Annotated in this window: 13 protein-coding genes; 7 read left to right on the top strand and 6 right to left on the bottom strand. The window is 72.6% G+C overall.

What is annotated here, in order from left to right:
* Positions 1 to 90 precede the first annotated feature (90 nt).
* The 4 genes from ACIO5E_RS20745 to ACIO5E_RS20730 are packed head-to-tail and all read right to left on the bottom strand — an operon-like array spanning position 91 to position 4,231.
* Positions 91 to 1,173, bottom strand: a complete 1,083-nt coding sequence (locus ACIO5E_RS20745; protein ID WP_280678129.1) for an ABC transporter ATP-binding protein — start codon at positions 1,171 to 1,173, stop codon at positions 91 to 93.
* A 31-nt stretch (positions 1,174 to 1,204) separates the two neighbouring features.
* Positions 1,205 to 2,014 (bottom strand): ABC transporter permease, encoded by an 810-nt coding sequence (locus ACIO5E_RS20740; RefSeq protein WP_400670333.1) that lies wholly within the window; start codon positions 2,012 to 2,014, stop codon positions 1,205 to 1,207.
* Positions 2,014 to 3,057, bottom strand: coding sequence for an ABC transporter permease (locus ACIO5E_RS20735; protein WP_400669794.1), 1,044 nt, complete (start codon positions 3,055 to 3,057; stop codon positions 2,014 to 2,016). Before ACIO5E_RS20735 ends, ACIO5E_RS20740 begins: the two co-directional genes overlap by 1 nt.
* Positions 3,058 to 3,064: 7 nt before the next feature.
* On the bottom strand, positions 3,065 to 4,231 hold the full coding sequence (locus ACIO5E_RS20730; RefSeq protein ID WP_400669792.1) for an ABC transporter substrate-binding protein: 1,167 nt from the start codon (positions 4,229 to 4,231) through the stop codon (positions 3,065 to 3,067).
* A gap of 367 nt (positions 4,232 to 4,598) precedes the next feature.
* Between ACIO5E_RS20730 and ACIO5E_RS20725 the strand changes: the two genes are divergently transcribed.
* Positions 4,599 to 5,441 (top strand): GntR family transcriptional regulator, encoded by an 843-nt coding sequence (locus tag ACIO5E_RS20725; protein ID WP_400669789.1) that lies wholly within the window; start codon positions 4,599 to 4,601, stop codon positions 5,439 to 5,441.
* 61 nt (positions 5,442 to 5,502) lie between these two features.
* On the opposite strand, the gene ACIO5E_RS20720 is transcribed toward ACIO5E_RS20725, so the two are convergent.
* Positions 5,503 to 7,083: a phosphonate degradation HD-domain oxygenase gene (locus ACIO5E_RS20720; protein ID WP_400669787.1), complete on the bottom strand. Its 1,581-nt coding sequence runs from the start codon at positions 7,081 to 7,083 to the stop codon at positions 5,503 to 5,505.
* Positions 7,084 to 7,489: 406 nt separating this feature from the next.
* Here ACIO5E_RS20720 and ACIO5E_RS20715 point away from each other — a divergent pair, with 406 nt between their 5' ends.
* Positions 7,490 to 7,810: a DUF6087 family protein gene (locus tag ACIO5E_RS20715; RefSeq protein WP_400669784.1), complete on the top strand. Its 321-nt coding sequence runs from the start codon at positions 7,490 to 7,492 to the stop codon at positions 7,808 to 7,810.
* A 41-nt stretch (positions 7,811 to 7,851) separates the two neighbouring features.
* Here the strand turns inward: ACIO5E_RS20715 and ACIO5E_RS20710 are convergent, their stop codons facing one another.
* Positions 7,852 to 8,946, bottom strand: coding sequence for a pyridoxal-phosphate-dependent aminotransferase family protein (locus ACIO5E_RS20710; RefSeq protein WP_400669781.1), 1,095 nt, complete (start codon positions 8,944 to 8,946; stop codon positions 7,852 to 7,854).
* A 96-nt stretch (positions 8,947 to 9,042) separates the two neighbouring features.
* Between ACIO5E_RS20710 and ACIO5E_RS20705 the strand changes: the two genes are divergently transcribed.
* The 5 genes from ACIO5E_RS20705 to ACIO5E_RS20685 all read left to right on the top strand — a co-directional run bounded on the left by ACIO5E_RS20705 (position 9,043) and on the right by ACIO5E_RS20685 (position 15,421).
* Positions 9,043 to 10,134 (top strand): amidohydrolase family protein, encoded by a 1,092-nt coding sequence (locus ACIO5E_RS20705; RefSeq protein ID WP_400669778.1) that lies wholly within the window; start codon positions 9,043 to 9,045, stop codon positions 10,132 to 10,134.
* Between the two features lie 160 nt (positions 10,135 to 10,294).
* Positions 10,295 to 10,981 carry a uracil-DNA glycosylase gene (locus ACIO5E_RS20700; protein ID WP_400669776.1) on the top strand — a complete coding sequence of 229 codons (687 nt, stop codon included), beginning with the start codon at positions 10,295 to 10,297 and terminating at the stop codon, positions 10,979 to 10,981.
* 220 nt (positions 10,982 to 11,201) lie between these two features.
* The gene (locus ACIO5E_RS20695; protein WP_400669773.1) at positions 11,202 to 12,065 is read left to right on the top strand and encodes an MIP/aquaporin family protein; all 864 of its coding nucleotides are present in this window, start codon (positions 11,202 to 11,204) and stop codon (positions 12,063 to 12,065) included.
* An 83-nt stretch (positions 12,066 to 12,148) separates the two neighbouring features.
* Positions 12,149 to 13,666 (top strand): glycerol kinase GlpK, encoded by a 1,518-nt coding sequence (glpK, locus tag ACIO5E_RS20690; protein ID WP_400669771.1) that lies wholly within the window; start codon positions 12,149 to 12,151, stop codon positions 13,664 to 13,666.
* A 42-nt stretch (positions 13,667 to 13,708) separates the two neighbouring features.
* Positions 13,709 to 15,421, top strand: coding sequence for a glycerol-3-phosphate dehydrogenase/oxidase (locus ACIO5E_RS20685; protein ID WP_400669769.1), 1,713 nt, complete (start codon positions 13,709 to 13,711; stop codon positions 15,419 to 15,421).
* Positions 15,422 to 15,532 lie beyond the last annotated feature (111 nt).

The following is a 15,532-nucleotide window of genomic DNA, read 5'->3' as shown; positions in this document are numbered from 1 at the left end:
CGAGGGTTTCAGACGGCGAGCCGATCGGGCGCCGCCGCCTGGACAGGACGGTCAGGCAGGGCGGTCAGACGCCGAGCCGGGACAGGGCGGTCAGGCGCGGCGGTCCACCAGCACCGGGCGCTCCGGCAGCACGAGTTCGGCGCGCGCGCCGGCCGGCAGGGCGGCGGTGGCCTCGGTGGGCAGGTCGGCCTTGACCTCGGTGCCGTCGTCGAGGCGGACGGTGAGCCGGGTGACGGCGCCCAGGAAGGACGCGGCGACCACCAGTGCCGGGCCGTTCTCGGCCGGCGTCAGGGTGACGTTCTCCGGGCGGACCAGCACCTGCAGCTCGCCGTCGGCCGGCAGCTCGCCGTCCACCGCGTGCCGGCGGCCGAGCACCTCGACGCCCTCCGACGTGCGGGTGCACGGGATGCGGCTCATGGTGCCGACGAACTCGGCGACGAAGGCGGTGGCCGGCCGGCCGTACAGCTCGGACGGCGCGGCGCACTGCTCCAGCCGGCCCGCGCGCAGCACCGCGACCCGGTCGGCCATCGACAGCGCCTCCTCCTGGTCGTGGGTGACGAACAGGGTGGTGATCCCCAGCTCCTGCTGGAGCCGGCGGATCTCCTCGCGCAGCTGGAGCCGGACCTTGGCGTCCAGCGCGGACAGCGGCTCGTCGAGCAGCAGCACGCGCGGCTGCAGGGCGAGCGCGCGGGCGAGCGCGATGCGCTGCTGCTGGCCGCCGGACATCTGGTGCGGGTAGTGCTCGGCGCGGTGCGGCAGGCCGACCAGTTCCAGCAGTTCCTGGGCGCGCTTGCGGCGCTCGGCCTTGCCGGCGCCGCGCATCCGCAGCCCGAAGGCGACGTTGTCCAGCGCGGTCAGGTGCGGGAAGAGGCTGTACGACTGGAACACCATGCCCGCGTCGCGCTTGTGCGCGGGGATCGCGGTGATGTCCTGGCCGTCGACCAGGACCTCGCCGGAGTCGTGCTGCTCGAAGCCGGCCAGGATCCGCAGCGCGGTGGTCTTGCCGCAGCCGGACGGGCCGAGCAGGGCGACGAGTTCGCCGGGGTGGACGGTCAGGTCCAGGCCGTCCAGGGCCGTGGTGGCGCCGAACGAGCGGCGGAGGGACCGGAACTCGACAGTGGCGCTGCCGGGGGCGAGCGCGACACCGGTGACGGGGGCGGTAACCGTGGTCATGGCTGGTAACTCCTGGAAAGCGTGGGGTGGTTCAGGACCGTGCGGCCTTGCGGCCCCGGCCGACGGCGGACATCAGCAGCAGGACGACCCAGACGATCAGCAGGCTGAGCATCGAGACGGCGACGGACATCTGGCCGTCGCTCTTGCCGTTGGAGTTGATCCACACCGAGAAGGGGGCGAAGCCGAGGATGGAGGCGGTGGTGAACTCGCCGAGCACCAGGGCGACGGTGAGCACCGCCGCGTTCAGCAGCGCGCTGCGCAGGTTCGGCAGGACGACGGTGAACACCGCGCGCAGCCAGCCGGCGCCGCAGTTGCGGGCGGCCTCGACCAGGGTGGCGACGTCCACGCCGCGCAGCCCCGCGTCCAGCGCGCGGTAGGCGAACGGCAGCGCCATCAGCACGTAGGCGATGACCAGGACGATCGGGAACTTCGGATCCTGGACGGCCACGATGGTCTGGAACAGCGGGGTGTCCTGCAGGTAGTCCGGGCCCCAGCGCAGCACGCCGATGATGCCGGTGGTGAGCGCGACCACCGGGACGACCAGCGGCATCGAACACATCACCTCGATCACCGGGCGCAGCCTGGGCGCACCGAGCCGGGCGGCGAGCATCGCCGGGACCAGCAGGAGCAGCAGCACCGCCACGGTGACGCCGGCCAGCTCCAGGCTCAGCACCAGGCTGTCCGTGAAGCCGGGCGCGTTCAGCAGGTCGGTGTAGGCGCGGAAGGTGGTGCCGCCCTTGTTGTCGTCGATGCTGAAGTACACCGACGAGGCCAGCGGCACCGCGAAGTAGACGCCGCAGAGCAGCAGGACGAGGCCGCGGCCGAGGCGGATGCGGTTGATCAGGCGAGCCACTTGGCACTCCGGCGCTGAAGGGGCAGGTACACGGCCATCACCAGGCAGGCGACCACGATCATGTCGAGGCCGAGGGCGAGGGCGAGGTTGCCCTGGCCGACCAGGACGTTGCCGGACAGCGCGTCGCCGATCTGCATCGAGATCAGCGGCACCGAACTGCCCACCATGGCCTCGGCGGTGGCGTACGCGGCGAAGGAGGCGCCGAACAGCAGCACGAAGCCGCCGAGCAGCGAGGGCACCAGCACCGGCAGCGCCACGTGCCGCCAGTACTGCACGACGGTGGCGCCGTTGTTGTACGCGGCCTCGCGCCACTGGGTGCGCAGGCCCTCCAGGGCCGGGGTGACGGTGATGACCATCAGCGGGACCAGGAAGTACAGGTAGACCACCGAGAGGCCGGAGAAGGTGTAGAGGCTCCAGCCGTGGGAGGTCAGGCCGAACCGCTTGGTGACCTCACCGGCGTTGCCGAGGGTGGCGACGAACATGAAGGCGAGCGGCACACCGCCGAAGTTGGCGAGCACGCCGGAGGCGGACATCACCGCCTCGCGGAACATCCGGAACCGGGACGTCGCCACGGCCTGGGCCAGCGGCAGGCCGACCACGGTGGCGATCAGCGCGGTCAGCAGCGAGAGCCTGACGCTGCCCCACAGGGCGGTCCAGTAGGCGCCCTGCAGCGAGTTGGTGAGGTTGTCGGTGGTGAAGGTGCCGCCGCCGTCGGGGGCGTCGGACGAGGTGGTGAAGGCGCCGATGGCGATCGCGACGGCGGGCAGGCCGAAGCCGACCAGGAAGAACAGCAGCAGGGGGAGGGCGGCCAGCCAGGCGCGGCCGCGGCTGGTCCGGGCCTTGCCGGGGCGGGGCGCCTTGGCGGCCTTGGCACCGGAGGTGGTGGTCGTGGGGGCGGTGGCGTTCGCGGCGGTGGCCGTGGTGGCCTTCGCGGCGTCGGCCGTGCCGGCGGGGGTTGCGGGGCCGGGGGCGCCCCCGCCGCTCTGGGCGGCGGAGGCGTGGGCCGGCACCGGGGTGGGAGCCGTGGTCATCGTCAGGTCAGCCCGCGATCGCCTTGGCCCAGTTCTCGGTCACGGTCTTCTTCGCCGCGTCCGTCTGCTCCTGGGTCGGGAAGGTGGTGAAGGGCTTCTCGACCGGCGGGAGCTTGGCGGCCAGCGTGCTGTCCAGGGTGCCGGCCGTCTTCATGGCGTCGAACAGGGCCGGGGTGGCGTAGCCGCCCAGGAAGCCGTTCTGGCCCTCGGCGCTGTACAGGTACTCCTCCCACAGGCGGGCGGCGGCCGGGTGCGGCGCGTCCTTGTTGATCGCCTGGTTGTAGTACTGCGCGTAGGAGCCGTCCGAGGGGATGGCCACCTGCCAGTCGATGCCCTTGTCCTTGAACTTGTCGGCGTAGCCGGCGTTCAGGTACGACCAGTCGATGCTGATCGGGGTCTCGCCCTTCTCGATGGTCGCCGGGGTGACCTCGACCGGGTTGAAGTTGCCGGCCTGCTTGACCTTGGCGAAGAAGTCGATGCCGGGCTGGATGTTGTCCAGCGAACCGCCGTTGGCGAGCGCGGCCGCGTAGACGGCGCCGAACGCGGCGCCGGCCTTGGTCGGGTTGCCGTTCAGGGCGACCATGCCCTTGTACTCGGGCTTCAGCAGGTCGGCGAAGGTCTTCGGGCAGGCGGACACCTTCTTGGCGTCGCAGGCGATCGACATGTAGCCGCCGTAGTCGTTGTAGCGCAGGCCGGCCGGGTCCTTCATGGTGTCCGGGATCTTGTCGAAGTCGACGACCTTGTACGGGGCCAGCAGGCCCTGCTTGGCGGCGCTGATGGCGAAGGCGGAGCCGAGGTCGAGGACGTCGGGGGCGCGGTCCTGGCCCTTGCGGGAGGTGACCGCGTTGATCTCGTCCTGGCTGGCTCCGTCCGGGTTCTCGTCCTCGATCTCGATGCCGTACTTCGCCTTGAAGTCGTCCATCAGCTTGCCGTAGTTCGCCCAGTCGCGCGGCAGCGTGATGACGTGCAGCTTGCCCTCCTTCTTGGCGGCGGCGATCAGGCCGTCCATCCCGCCGAAGTCGGCGACCGAGGTGGCGGTCTTGGCGTTCTTGCCGCCCGCGGCGTCGCCGGACTTCGCGGAGGAGGAGCCGGCGGAGCCGCAGGCGGTGAGGGACAGCGCGGCGGCGGTCAAGACCGCTGCGAAGGCGGCGGAACGGGCGCGGTGCACGGACACGGGTCAGTCTCCTGATCGGGTGTACTGCAAGGGGGTGAGCTGCGGGGGTTGTCTGATCGGGGGATCGTGCGAGTGGCCGTTCGGAGCCGTTCTGGTGTGCCCGGTGCCGTTCGGAGTCACCCGGGTCCGTTCGAGACCGTCCGAGTTGACTAGCCAACTTCGCTGACGGAGGTAAGTACGCCGGAGTCCGGTGACGGGAAGGTGAACGGACGGCCCAGAACCGGGGTCGGCTGCGGGAACGGTGGAATCAGGCCATCGGAGCGTGATCCGTTCGGTGCGATGCTTCGAAGGCGCAGCGGGATAAGGTCGGGCTGTCCGTGCCGGTACGGCTGCGCAGGACACCGCCCCAGGAGGGACATTGACTGACGTGGCACTTGAGCCCGAGCGCCCGGCGGCCGAGCGGCGCCCGGCAGCCCAGCAGCGTCCGGCCGCCGAGCAGCGCCCGGCGCCGGCCGTGGCAGGCGCCCCCGGTGCGCTCTACCGCAAGGTGGCCGCCGACCTGCGCGAGGCGATCACCACCGGCGCGTACGGCGAGGCCGGCCGGCTGCCCGCCGAGGGCGCGCTCGCCGAGCAGTACGGCGTCTCCCGCGGCACCGTCCGCCAGGCGCTCGCCGTCCTGCGCTCCGACGGCCTGGTCACCTCCCGCCGCGGCACCCGGCGCGTCGTGCTCGGGGGCGCCCGGGTGCAGAGCTTCTCCGAACTGCTCAGCTTCACGCACTGGGCGTACTCGATGGGCGAGGAGCCCGGCGGCATCCTGGACTCGCTGGTCCGCCGCCCGGCCGACGCCGCCGAACGCGAGCAGCTGCGGCTGGAGCCCGGCGCCGAGGTGTACGTGACCGTCCGGCTGCGGACCCTCTCCGGCGCGCCCGTGATGGTCGAGCGCACCATCTACCCGCCGCGGGTCGGCGAGATCGTCGCCGAGCTGCCGCCCGACGTCGTCTCGCACACCGAGGTCCTGCGCGAGCACGGCATCCTGTTCACCGACGCCGACCACACCATCGACATCGTGGCCGCCAACGCGGAGGACGCCCGCCTGCTCGGTTGCCGCCGCGGCGGCCCGCTGCTGCGCGAGCGGCGGCGTACGACGGACCCGACCGGCACCCCGGTGGAGTGGTCCCAGGACCGCTACCTGCCCGGGACGGTGGCGTTCAGCATCCACAACTCGCTCGCCACGTCGGCGCTTTCGCGGCACGCGCGGGAACAGGACTGAGCGGAGGCCCCGCCCGGGCGGGGCCTCCCGACTCGGGGCCCTGGCGCTTGCCGGGCAAGCGCTAGCCCATCAGCGCGGCCAGCAGCGGGCGGTAGTGCTCGAAGCCCGGCGTCGGTGCGCCGGCCACCTTCGCCTGCTCGTCCCAGCGGCGCACGGCCAGCGCGTCGGCGGCGCCCGGGAGTTCGGCGAAGGCGGCGGCCTGCCGCTGGTCCATCGGGCCGCCCTGCACCTGCAGCGTGTACTCCGAGGCCTCGGACAGCTGCTGCCGGTAGCCCGGCTCCACCGCGCACAGGTAGCGCTTGGCGGCCACGTGCAGGCGGACCGGTTCGGTCACCTCGGGGCCGAACCAGCGCGCCAGCCAGTCGGCGCCGGTGTCGCTGTGGCGGTTGTCCTGGCCTCCCATCAGGTCCCGTCCGTGCAGGGCGCCCTGGAAGTGCCCGACGTCGTGCAGCAGCGCGGCGGCGACGAGGTGCGGCTGCGCCCCGGCCGCCTCGGCGGCAGCGGCGGCCTGCAGCATGTGCTCGGCCATGGTGACCTCCTCGCCCAGGTACTCCCCGGCGCCCTCGCCCGCGAACAGTTCGGCGATCGCGTCCAGGGCGGCGGTGCGGCGGTGCAGCACGGCGAGGGTGCTCGCCAGGGAGTCGAGGTCGGCGTAGCAGCCCTGGAGGTGGCGGTGGCCGTCCTGCTGGAAGGCCGTACGGGCGTGCAGCAGGCGGGTGTTGTCGAAGATCAGGCAGTCGCCGCGGTCGAGGCGGAAGGTGAGCTGCAGCTCCGGGCGCAGGGTGATCGCGGCGAAGCGGCGGTAGGCGGCGTAGAAGGCGTTCAGTTCCTCGGGGGTGCCGCGCAGGGTGCCGATCGAGCGGTTGTTGAACCGCACCTCGCGGATCCGTCCGAGCGCGTCCAGCTCGATCAGCGGGCGGTCGGCGCGCAGCTCGGTGCGGCGGTCGCGGAAGACGAACGGGACGGGCGTGCCGGTCAGCGCCGCGAAGTCCGCGGGCGCCTCCGCCCGGAGGATCGCAGCGGCCTGGAAGCCGTCCACCAGGCCGGAGTCGCCGCCGGTCGCCGAGTTCTCCAGGCAGTGCAGGAGCTGGAGGGTCGGCACCGGGTCCCGGTACGGGTTGTCGGTGTGCGGCGCGATCGCGACGCTGGTGAAGGCCAGGTTGTTCGGGTCCGGCTCGACCCGGACGTCGAACAGCTCCCCGTAGTTGGTGACCCGGACGTACCCGAAGGTCTCGGCCACCTGGAGGACCTGCCGCTCCACCGCCGGCACCCCGCGCAGCACCGCGAAGCCGCTGCGGCGCACGGCGGTGAGGACGGCGGCCTGCTCGGCGGGGTCCGCCAGGTAGGCCGCCCACTGCGCCTCGGGGAGGCCGCGGGCGAAGTCCGCCGCCGCCCAGAGTCGCTTGTCGGCCTCCGTCCGCCCGTCGCCGTCCTTCTCCGCGTCGAGCCACGCCAGCGGGTGCCGCGACCGGTGCCCGTCCGACCAGAGGGTCTCCAGGTGGCCGTCGATCTCCGTGCTCGCGGAGATCGTCAGCCCCTCCTCCAGATCGTTGATCTGGAACAGCTTCTGCCCGTTCCGGGGGTCCCGGCACTCGGCGCACGGGCAGTTGTCGCGCAGCCAGTACGGCGGCAGCTCGGTCATGGTGGTCTCCTCCTCGGCGGCTTCCCGGGCAGAGTTGTATAGCCAACTTCGCCCTGGCCGGAGCCTGCCGGGCGCCGGTGAGATCGGCGTGCCGGGCAGATGAACGCCGGGGGAACTGTGTCGGCAACCCATGGCCGAAAGCCGCCGTGCGCGGAGGCCCGGCCCCGCTTCGCTCCGCTCTGCCGCCGGACCTCGGCGGCCGGGACTTCCTCGGCCTCTCGGCGGACCTGCGGGCGGTGCTGGCGAGGTGGGCGACCGAACAGCTTGCGGAACCGGCTGCGCTGCGACTCCGATCGGCACAGCGGCTGTCGGTGCTCAACCAGGAGCCGAAGTAGGGCAAGCCGCCGATGGAGGTGGGGGCGGAACGGGCTACCCTCGGACCGACGCTGAGCAGGAGGATCAGAACGTGGTCTTTCCCGACGACGAATCGCTCTCGGACTGGTACGCCGCCCGCGCCGACCGCCACCGGCCGCCGGGGACCCGTGACGCGCTGGCGATCGTTCCTGAGAACCGCCGGGAGCTGCACCCCTTCGAGGACCTCCCGCGGCTGGTGGTCGAGTGGGACGGCCGGGCCTGGCGGCCGCTTGCGGTCGCGGACGACTTTGCGGAGGCGTATCCGCTGCTTGTGCGGCGGGACGGGGAGCTCATCGAGCCGCAGGAGGACACGCCTCTGGCGCTGCTGCGGAAGGGTACTGGTCGGCATCGGCGGCCGGTTCCGCCCGCGTGAACGGAGCGGCCCCCGTGCGAACGGGGGCCGCTCCGGCGTGCTCAGGCCCGGACGGTCGCCGTCCAGGCGGCGTCGGCGGCGGCCAGGGCGGGGGCGGCCCCTGCGTTCGTGGCCGTGGCGAGGGCCGTGAGGCAGGCGTGGACGGTGGCCAGGGAGGCGGCGGGGCCGTAGTGGTTGATGCGGAGCATCGAGGCGGCGAGGGTGCCGCCGCCGGGCTGGACGGGGAGGGCCGGGTCGAGGCGGAGCACGGCGGCGGCGAGGTCGGTGGCGGGCAGGCCGTCCGGGGTGCGCAGGGTGGTGGCGACGGGCGCGGCGTGGGCGTCCTCGGGGACGAACGGCGTGAGGGTGCCGAGGGCGCGGACACCGGCGCGGGTGGCGGCGGAGGCGGCACGGTGGCGGGCGATGACGGCGGGCAGGCCGTCGGCGGTGATGCGGTCGAGGCAGGCGCCGAGGGCGAGCATCTCCAACTGGGCCGGGGCGTGCGGGAGTACGGTGCGTCCGGCGTCCGTCCAGCGCTCCTTCCAGTCCAGCAGGGAGAGGTAGGAGCGGCGCGGGGCGGCCGGGTTGGCGGCGATCCGCTCCCAGGCGCGCCCGGAGACGGAGACGGCGGAGACCCCGGCGGGGCCGCCCATGGCCTTCTGGCCGCCGATGACGCACAGGTCGACGCCCCACTCGTCGGTGAGCAGCGGCTCGGCGGCGACGGAGGCGACCGCGTCGAGCATCAGCAGGGCGCCGTGCTCGCGGACGACGGCGGCGATCCCGGCGACGGGGTTGGTGTTGCCGGTGGCGGCCTCGGCGTGGACCAGGGAGACGAAGTCGACGGCCGGGTGGGCGGCGAGCGCATCGGCGACCTGCTGCGCGCTGACCGCGCTGTCGAAGGGGACGGCCAGGTCCACGACCTCGACCCCGCAGGAGCGCAGCCAGTTGCCGAAGGTCTGCCCGTACGGGCCGGTGACGATGTTGAGCGCGGTGGAACCGGGGTGCGCGGCGCCGCGGATCGCGGCCTCCAGCGGCAGGAGCGCCTCACCCTGGGTGACGATGACATCGGCGCTGGTGTGCAGCAGCGCGGCCACCTGGTCCTCGATCGCCGCGAACTCGGCGGCGCTGAGCGGGGGGAGGTCGAGGAAGGGGCTCACGGTGGGGACCTTTCGCACACGGCGTGGTGGGGACGAGAACGAGTCTGCCGCATTCTCGCCGCTCACCCGGAACCCGCCCCTCGGTAGAGTGCGGCCATGAGCGATGGCGCGGTGCTGCACGTTCGGGGTCGGGTGCTGGTCGGTCCGGAGGACGTCCGGGACGAACTCTGGGTGGTGGACGGCCGGGTGAGCTTCACCCGCCCGCCCGGCGCCGAGGACGTCCGGACGGTGACCGGCTGGGTGCTGCCCGGTCTGGTGGACGCGCACTGCCACGTCGGCCTGGACGCGCACGGCGCCGTCGACGCGGAGACCAGCGAGAAGCAGGCGGTCACCGACCGTGACGCCGGCACCCTGCTGATCCGCGACGCCGGATCGGCCGCCGACACCCGGTGGATCGACGAGCGCGAGGACCTGCCCCGGATCATCCGCGCCGGGCGGCACATCGCCCGCACCCGCCGCTACATCCGCAACTACGCGCACGAGATCGAGCCCGGCGACCTCGCCGCGTACGTCCGCGCGGAGGCCCGGAGTGGCGACGGCTGGGTGAAGCTGGTCGGCGACTGGATCGACCGCGAGCGCGGCGACCTCGCCGCCTGCTGGCCCGGCGACGCGCTGGCCGAGGCGATCGCGGCGGCGCACGAGGAAGGCGCGCGGGTCACCGCGCACTGCTTCGCCGCCGAGTCGCTGCCGGACCTGCTGGCGGCCGGCATCGACTGCGTCGAGCACGCCACCGGGCTGACCGAGGAGCTGATCCCGGCCTTCGCCGAGCGCGGCGTGGCGATCGTCCCGACGCTGGTCAACATCGCCACCTTCCCGGGCCTGGCGGCGGGCGGCGAGGCCAGGTTCCCGGCCTGGGCGGCCCACATGCGCCGGCTGCACGAGCGCCGCTACGCCACCGTGGGCGCCGCGCACGACGCGGGCATCCCGGTGTTCGTCGGGACGGACGCGGGCGGCTCGCTCGCGCACGGGTTGGTGGCGGACGAGGTGGCGGAGCTGGTGAAGGCGGGGCTGAGCCCGGCGGAGGCGCTGTCGGCGGCCACCTGGGGCGCACGCGAGTGGCTGGGGCGGCCGGGGCTGGAGGAGGGCGCGTCGGCCGACTTCGTGGTCTACGGGGAGGATCCGCGGGCGGACGTCCGGGTGCTCGCCGATCCCCGGCTGGTGGTGCTGCGCGGCCGCCCGGTCGGGTGATCGCGCGGGGCGTCGGTCACCTGCCGCGAGCCTTCGTCCACCTGTCGCGCGGGCCGGCGTCCACCTGTCGCGCGGGCCTTCTCACGCCTGCCTCGGGGGCCTTCGTTCACATGATCATCCGCTGAACGCGCTGTCGGCGTAGGCCGATAGGGTGGCCACCATGGCACCGCGTCCACTGAACGAGATCGTCGAGCCCGGCTGGGCCGCCGCCCTGGAACCCGTCGCCGGGCGGGTCGCCGCCATGGGCGACTTCCTGCGCGCCGAACTGGCCGCCGGCCGTACCTACCTGCCGTCCGGCCCGAACGTGCTGCGGGCCTTCCAGCAGCCGTTCGCCGACGTGCGGGTGCTGATCGTCGGGCAGGACCCTTACCCGACCCCGGGCCACGCCGTCGGGCTCAGCTTCTCGGTGGGGCCGGAGGTGCGGCCGATCCCGGCCAGCCTGGTCAACATCTTCCAGGAGTACGGCACCGACCTCGGCCTGCCGCAGCCGTCCAACGGCGACCTCACGCCGTGGACGCAGCAGGGCGTGCTGCTGCTCAACCGCGCGCTGACCACCGCGCCGCGCAAGCCCGCCGCGCACCGGGGCAAGGGCTGGGAGGAGGTCACCGAGCAGGCGATCCGGGCGCTGGCGGCGCGCGGCGGTCCGCTGGTGGCGATCCTGTGGGGGCGCGACGCCCGTAACCTGCGGCCGTTGCTCGGGGAGATCCCGGCGATCGAGTCGGCGCACCCGAGCCCGTACTCGGCGAGCGGCGGCTTCTTCGGCTCGCGGCCGTTCAGCCGGGCGAACGAGCTGCTGATCAAGCAGGGCGCGCAGCCCGTGGATTGGCGGCTGCCTCAGGCCGGTTGAGTCGGACCCCGTCGCACCGGGCGGGGCGCACCGCCGGCACACCGATCCACGAGCACGCCGAGCCGGATGCGGCCGCCGTCCGACCGACGCCGAGCAACCCCTGCGAGCCCGATCGGCGTGGCTCGAATGGCCGTCTCCGCGGGCCACCGTGCCGGTTCTCGCAGAGGCTGGGTCGCGTACAGCCTTCACGGGCGACCCCGGTCGACGGGAATCGGATTCCATGACGGAGAACACGGGAAAGACGCCGAGCGCGAGCAGGGCCACGCACAGTTCCACCCGAAGACTGCTCGGTGAACTCAGCGCGGAGTTCGCCGGCACGATGATCCTGATCCTCTTCGGCGTCGGCGTGGTGGCCCAGGTGGTCGCCGGCGGCATCGGCGACCACGACAGCATCGCCTGGGCCTGGGGCCTCGGTGTCACGTTCGGCATCTACACGGCCGCTCGGATCAGCGGAGCCCACCTCAATCCGGCGGTCACCGTCGCGCTCGCCGTCTTCAGGGGATTCGAGTGGCGCAAGGTGCTGCCGTACGTGCTGGCACAGACCACCGGGGCGTTCGTCGCGGCGCTGCTGGTGCGCTGGAACTACACCGAGGTGCTGAACAAGGTCGATCCCGGCCACACCCTCAAGACCCAGGGCGTCTTCTCCACCCTCCCGGGCAACGGCACGGCTCCGGTGAGCGACTGGGGTGCGCTGCGCGACCAGGTCATCGGCACCGCCATCCTGGTCTTCCTGGTGCTCGCGGTGTCCGACGTGCTCACCACGCCGCCCGAAGCCAACCTGGGCCCGCTCGTCGTCGGCCTCATCGTGGTGGGAATCGGCATGGCCTGGGGCACCAACGCGGGCTACGCGATCAACCCGGCCCGCGACTTCGGACCGCGCCTGGCCAGTTACCTCACCGGATACTCGCATGCCTGGCGGGACCAGTACGGCCATCTGTACTTCTGGGTACCGATCGTCGGCCCGCTGATCGGCTGTCTGGTCGGCGGTGTCGGGTACCGCTACCTGGTCACTCCCCATCTCGGGGCCGAGGGGCCCGAGGAGCCCGGCCAGGCCCCGATCGAGCCGGTCAAGTCGATCAGCTGAGTCGTCCGTACCGGCCGGCAGTACCAGCCCCACCCGGCGGACGCGAAGGCGGAAGCGGCAGCACGGAAGCAGAGGCGGCAGCCATGCCAGAGTTCATCGGAGCGGTGGACCAGGGGACCACGAGTTCGCGATTCATGATCTTCGACCACGCCGGCAACGAGGTGGCGATGCACCAGTTGGAGCACACCCAGATCCTGCCCCGCCCCGGTTGGGTGGAGCACGATCCGGTGGAGATCTGGGAGCGGACCAACTCGGTGATGCAGAACGCCGTCCTGCAGGGCAACCTGTCGGCGGCCGACCTGGTGGCGATCGGGATCACCAACCAGCGTGAGACGACGGTCGTCTGGGACCGGCGCACCGGCCGACCGTACTACAACGCGATCGTCTGGCAGGACACCCGCACCGACTCGATCGCGGCCGCGCTGGAGCGCGACGGGCACGGCGAGGTGATCCGCCGCAAGGCCGGGCTGCCGCCGGCCACGTACTTCTCCGGCGGCAAGATCAAGTGGATCCTGGACAACGTCGAGGGCGTCCGGGCGGACGCGGAGCAGGGCCACGCGATCTTCGGTACCACCGACTGCTGGGTGCTGTGGAACCTCACCGGCGGCCCGGCGGGCGGGACCCACGCGACCGACGTGACCAACGCCAGCCGCACCATGCTGATGAACCTGGAGACGCTGGACTGGGACGACGAACTGCTGGCGCTGTTCGGCATTCCGCGCGCGATGCTGCCGGTGATCCACCCGTCCTCGCACGCCGGGGCGTACGGCACCACCCGCACCTCGCGGCCGCTGCGCACAGCCGTACCGATCACGGGGGTGCTCGGCGACCAGCATGCGGCGACCGTCGGGCAGGTCTGCTTCGCGCCCGGCGAGGCGAAGAACACCTACGGTACCGGCAACTTCTTGGTACTCAACACCGGTACCACGCTGGTCCGTTCACGGCACGGCCTGCTCAGCACGGTGGCCTACCAGTTCGGCGACAGCCCGGCGGTGTACGCGCTGGAGGGCTCGATCGCGGTCACCGGCTCGGCCGTCCAGTGGCTGCGGGACCAGCTGAAGATCATCGACAGCGCCCCGGAGGTCGAGCGGCTCGCCCGCACGGTCGACGACAGCGAGGGCGTCTACTTCGTGCCCGCCTTCTCCGGGCTCTTCGCGCCCTACTGGCGCTCCGACGCCCGCGGCGCGATCGTCGGCCTGGCCCGGTACCACACGAACGGGCACCTGGCCCGGGCCACGCTGGAGGCGATCTGCTACCAGAGCAGGGACGTGGTCGAGGCGATGGAGCAGGACTCCGGCGTCCACCTCGACGTGCTCAAGGTGGACGGCGGGGTGACGGCCAATGACCTGTGCATGCAGGCCCAGGCCGACGTGCTCGGCGTCCCGGTCAGCCGTCCGGTGGTCGCCGAGACCACCGCGCTCGGCGCCGCGTACGCGGCCGGCCTGGCCACCGGCTTCTGGCGGGACGAGGACGAACTGCGCTTGCACTGGCAGGAGTCGAAACGCTGGGAGCCCTCGTGGACCGAGGAGCGGCGGGCCGAGGGGTACGCGGGGTGGCAGAAGGCCGTGCAGCGCACCCTCGACTGGGTCGACGTCAAGTAGTACGCCAAGTAGCACCTCAACGAGAGAGAGAAGGGCTAGACCATGGCGAAGCCAGTGCCGCTTTCCCCGCAGGCCCGGGCCGAGGCGCTCACCCGGATGGCTGAGCGCGAGCTCGACGTGCTGGTGGTCGGGGGTGGCGTGGTCGGCGCGGGCTCGGCCCTCGACGCGGTCACCCGGGGCCTGAGCGTCGGACTCGTGGAGGCCCGCGACTGGGCGTCCGGCACCTCCAGCCGCTCCAGCAAGCTGATCCACGGCGGCCTGCGCTACCTGGAGATGCTCGACTTCCGCCTGGTCGCCGAGGCTCTCAAGGAGCGCGGCCTGCTGATCCAGCGACTCGCCCCGCACCTGGTCCGCCCGGTGCCGTTCCTCTACCCGCTGACCCACCGGATCTGGGAGCGACCGTACGTCGGCGCCGGCGTGCTGCTGTACGACACGATGGGGATCACCTCCGGCACCGCGCGCGGCCTGCCGCACCACCGGCACCTGCTCAAGCGGCAGGCGCTGCGCGAGGCGCCGGCGCTGCGCTCGGACGCTCTGGTCGGCGCCGTCCAGTACTGGGACGCGCAGGTGGACGACGCCCGGCACACCGTCACCATCGTGCGCACGGCGGCCTGTTACGGCGCGCTGGTGGCCAACCGCAGTCGGGTCACCAGATTCCTGCGGCAGGGCGAGCGGGTCGTCGGCGCGGTGGTCCGGGACCTGGAGAGCGGGCAGGAGTTCGAGGTCCGGGCGAAGCAGGTGATCAACTCCACCGGCGTGTGGACCGACGACACGCAGAGCATGGCCGGCACCCGCGGCCAGTTCCACGTCCGGGCCTCCAAGGGCGTCCACCTGCTGGTGCCGCGCGACCGGATCAACTCCCGCACCGGGCTGATCCTGCGCACCGAGAAGAGCGTGCTCTTCGTCATCCCGTGGGGCCGGCACTGGATCGTCGGCACCACCGACACCGCGTGGGATCTGGACAAGGCCCACCCGGCAGTCAGCTCCAGCGACATCGGCTACCTGCTGGAACACGTCAACAAGGTGCTGGTGACCCCGCTCACGCCGGAGGACGTCGAGGGCGTCTACGCGGGGCTGCGGCCGCTGCTGGCCGGTGAGGCCGCCGAGACCAGCAAGCTCTCCCGCGAGCACCTGGTCGCGCACCCAGTCCCCGGTCTGGTCGTGGTCGCGGGCGGCAAGTACACGACGTACCGGGTGATGGCCAAGGACGCGGTGGACGAGGCGGTGCGCAACCTGGACGAGAAGGTCCCGCCGAGCACCACGCAGGACGTCCCGCTGATCGGCGCCGATGGCTACCACGCGATCTGGAACGCCCGGCACACCCTCGCCGAGCAGTCCGGCCTGCACGTCGCCCGGGTCGAGCACCTGCTGCACCGGTACGGCTCGCTCCTGTACGAGCTGCTCGCGATGGTCGCCGAGGACCGCTCGCTCGGCGAGCCGCTGCCGAGCGCCGACGACTACCTGCGGGTGGAGGCCGTCTACGCGGTCACCCACGAGGGTGCCCGGCACCTGGACGACGTGCTGGCCCGGCGCACCCGGATCTCGATCGAGACCTGGGACCGCGGCGTGGACTCCGCGCGCATGGTCGCCGAGCTGATGGCCGGCCCGCTCGGCTGGGGCCCGGAGCAGATCGAGCGCGAGGTCGACCACTACCTCAAGCGGGTCGAGGCCGAGCGTGAGGCGCAGCACCAGCCGGACGACCTGACGGCGGACGCGGTACGGCTCGGCGCCCCGGAGATCGTGCCGCTGAGCTGAACGCCGGGCAGGCCCTAGCAGACCGGAGTCGGTGGCAGGCGTCAATCTCACTCCAACGAGTGAAATGACGTTCTGTGTGACTCATGTGACGGATTGTTCGAGAAGACTGGC

The organism is Kitasatospora sp. NPDC087314, from assembly GCF_044744365.1.
Lineage (GTDB): Bacteria > Actinomycetota > Actinomycetes > Streptomycetales > Streptomycetaceae > Kitasatospora.
Note: the sequence above shows the minus strand (reverse complement) of the source record. Positions and strands in the feature narration are given on the sequence as shown.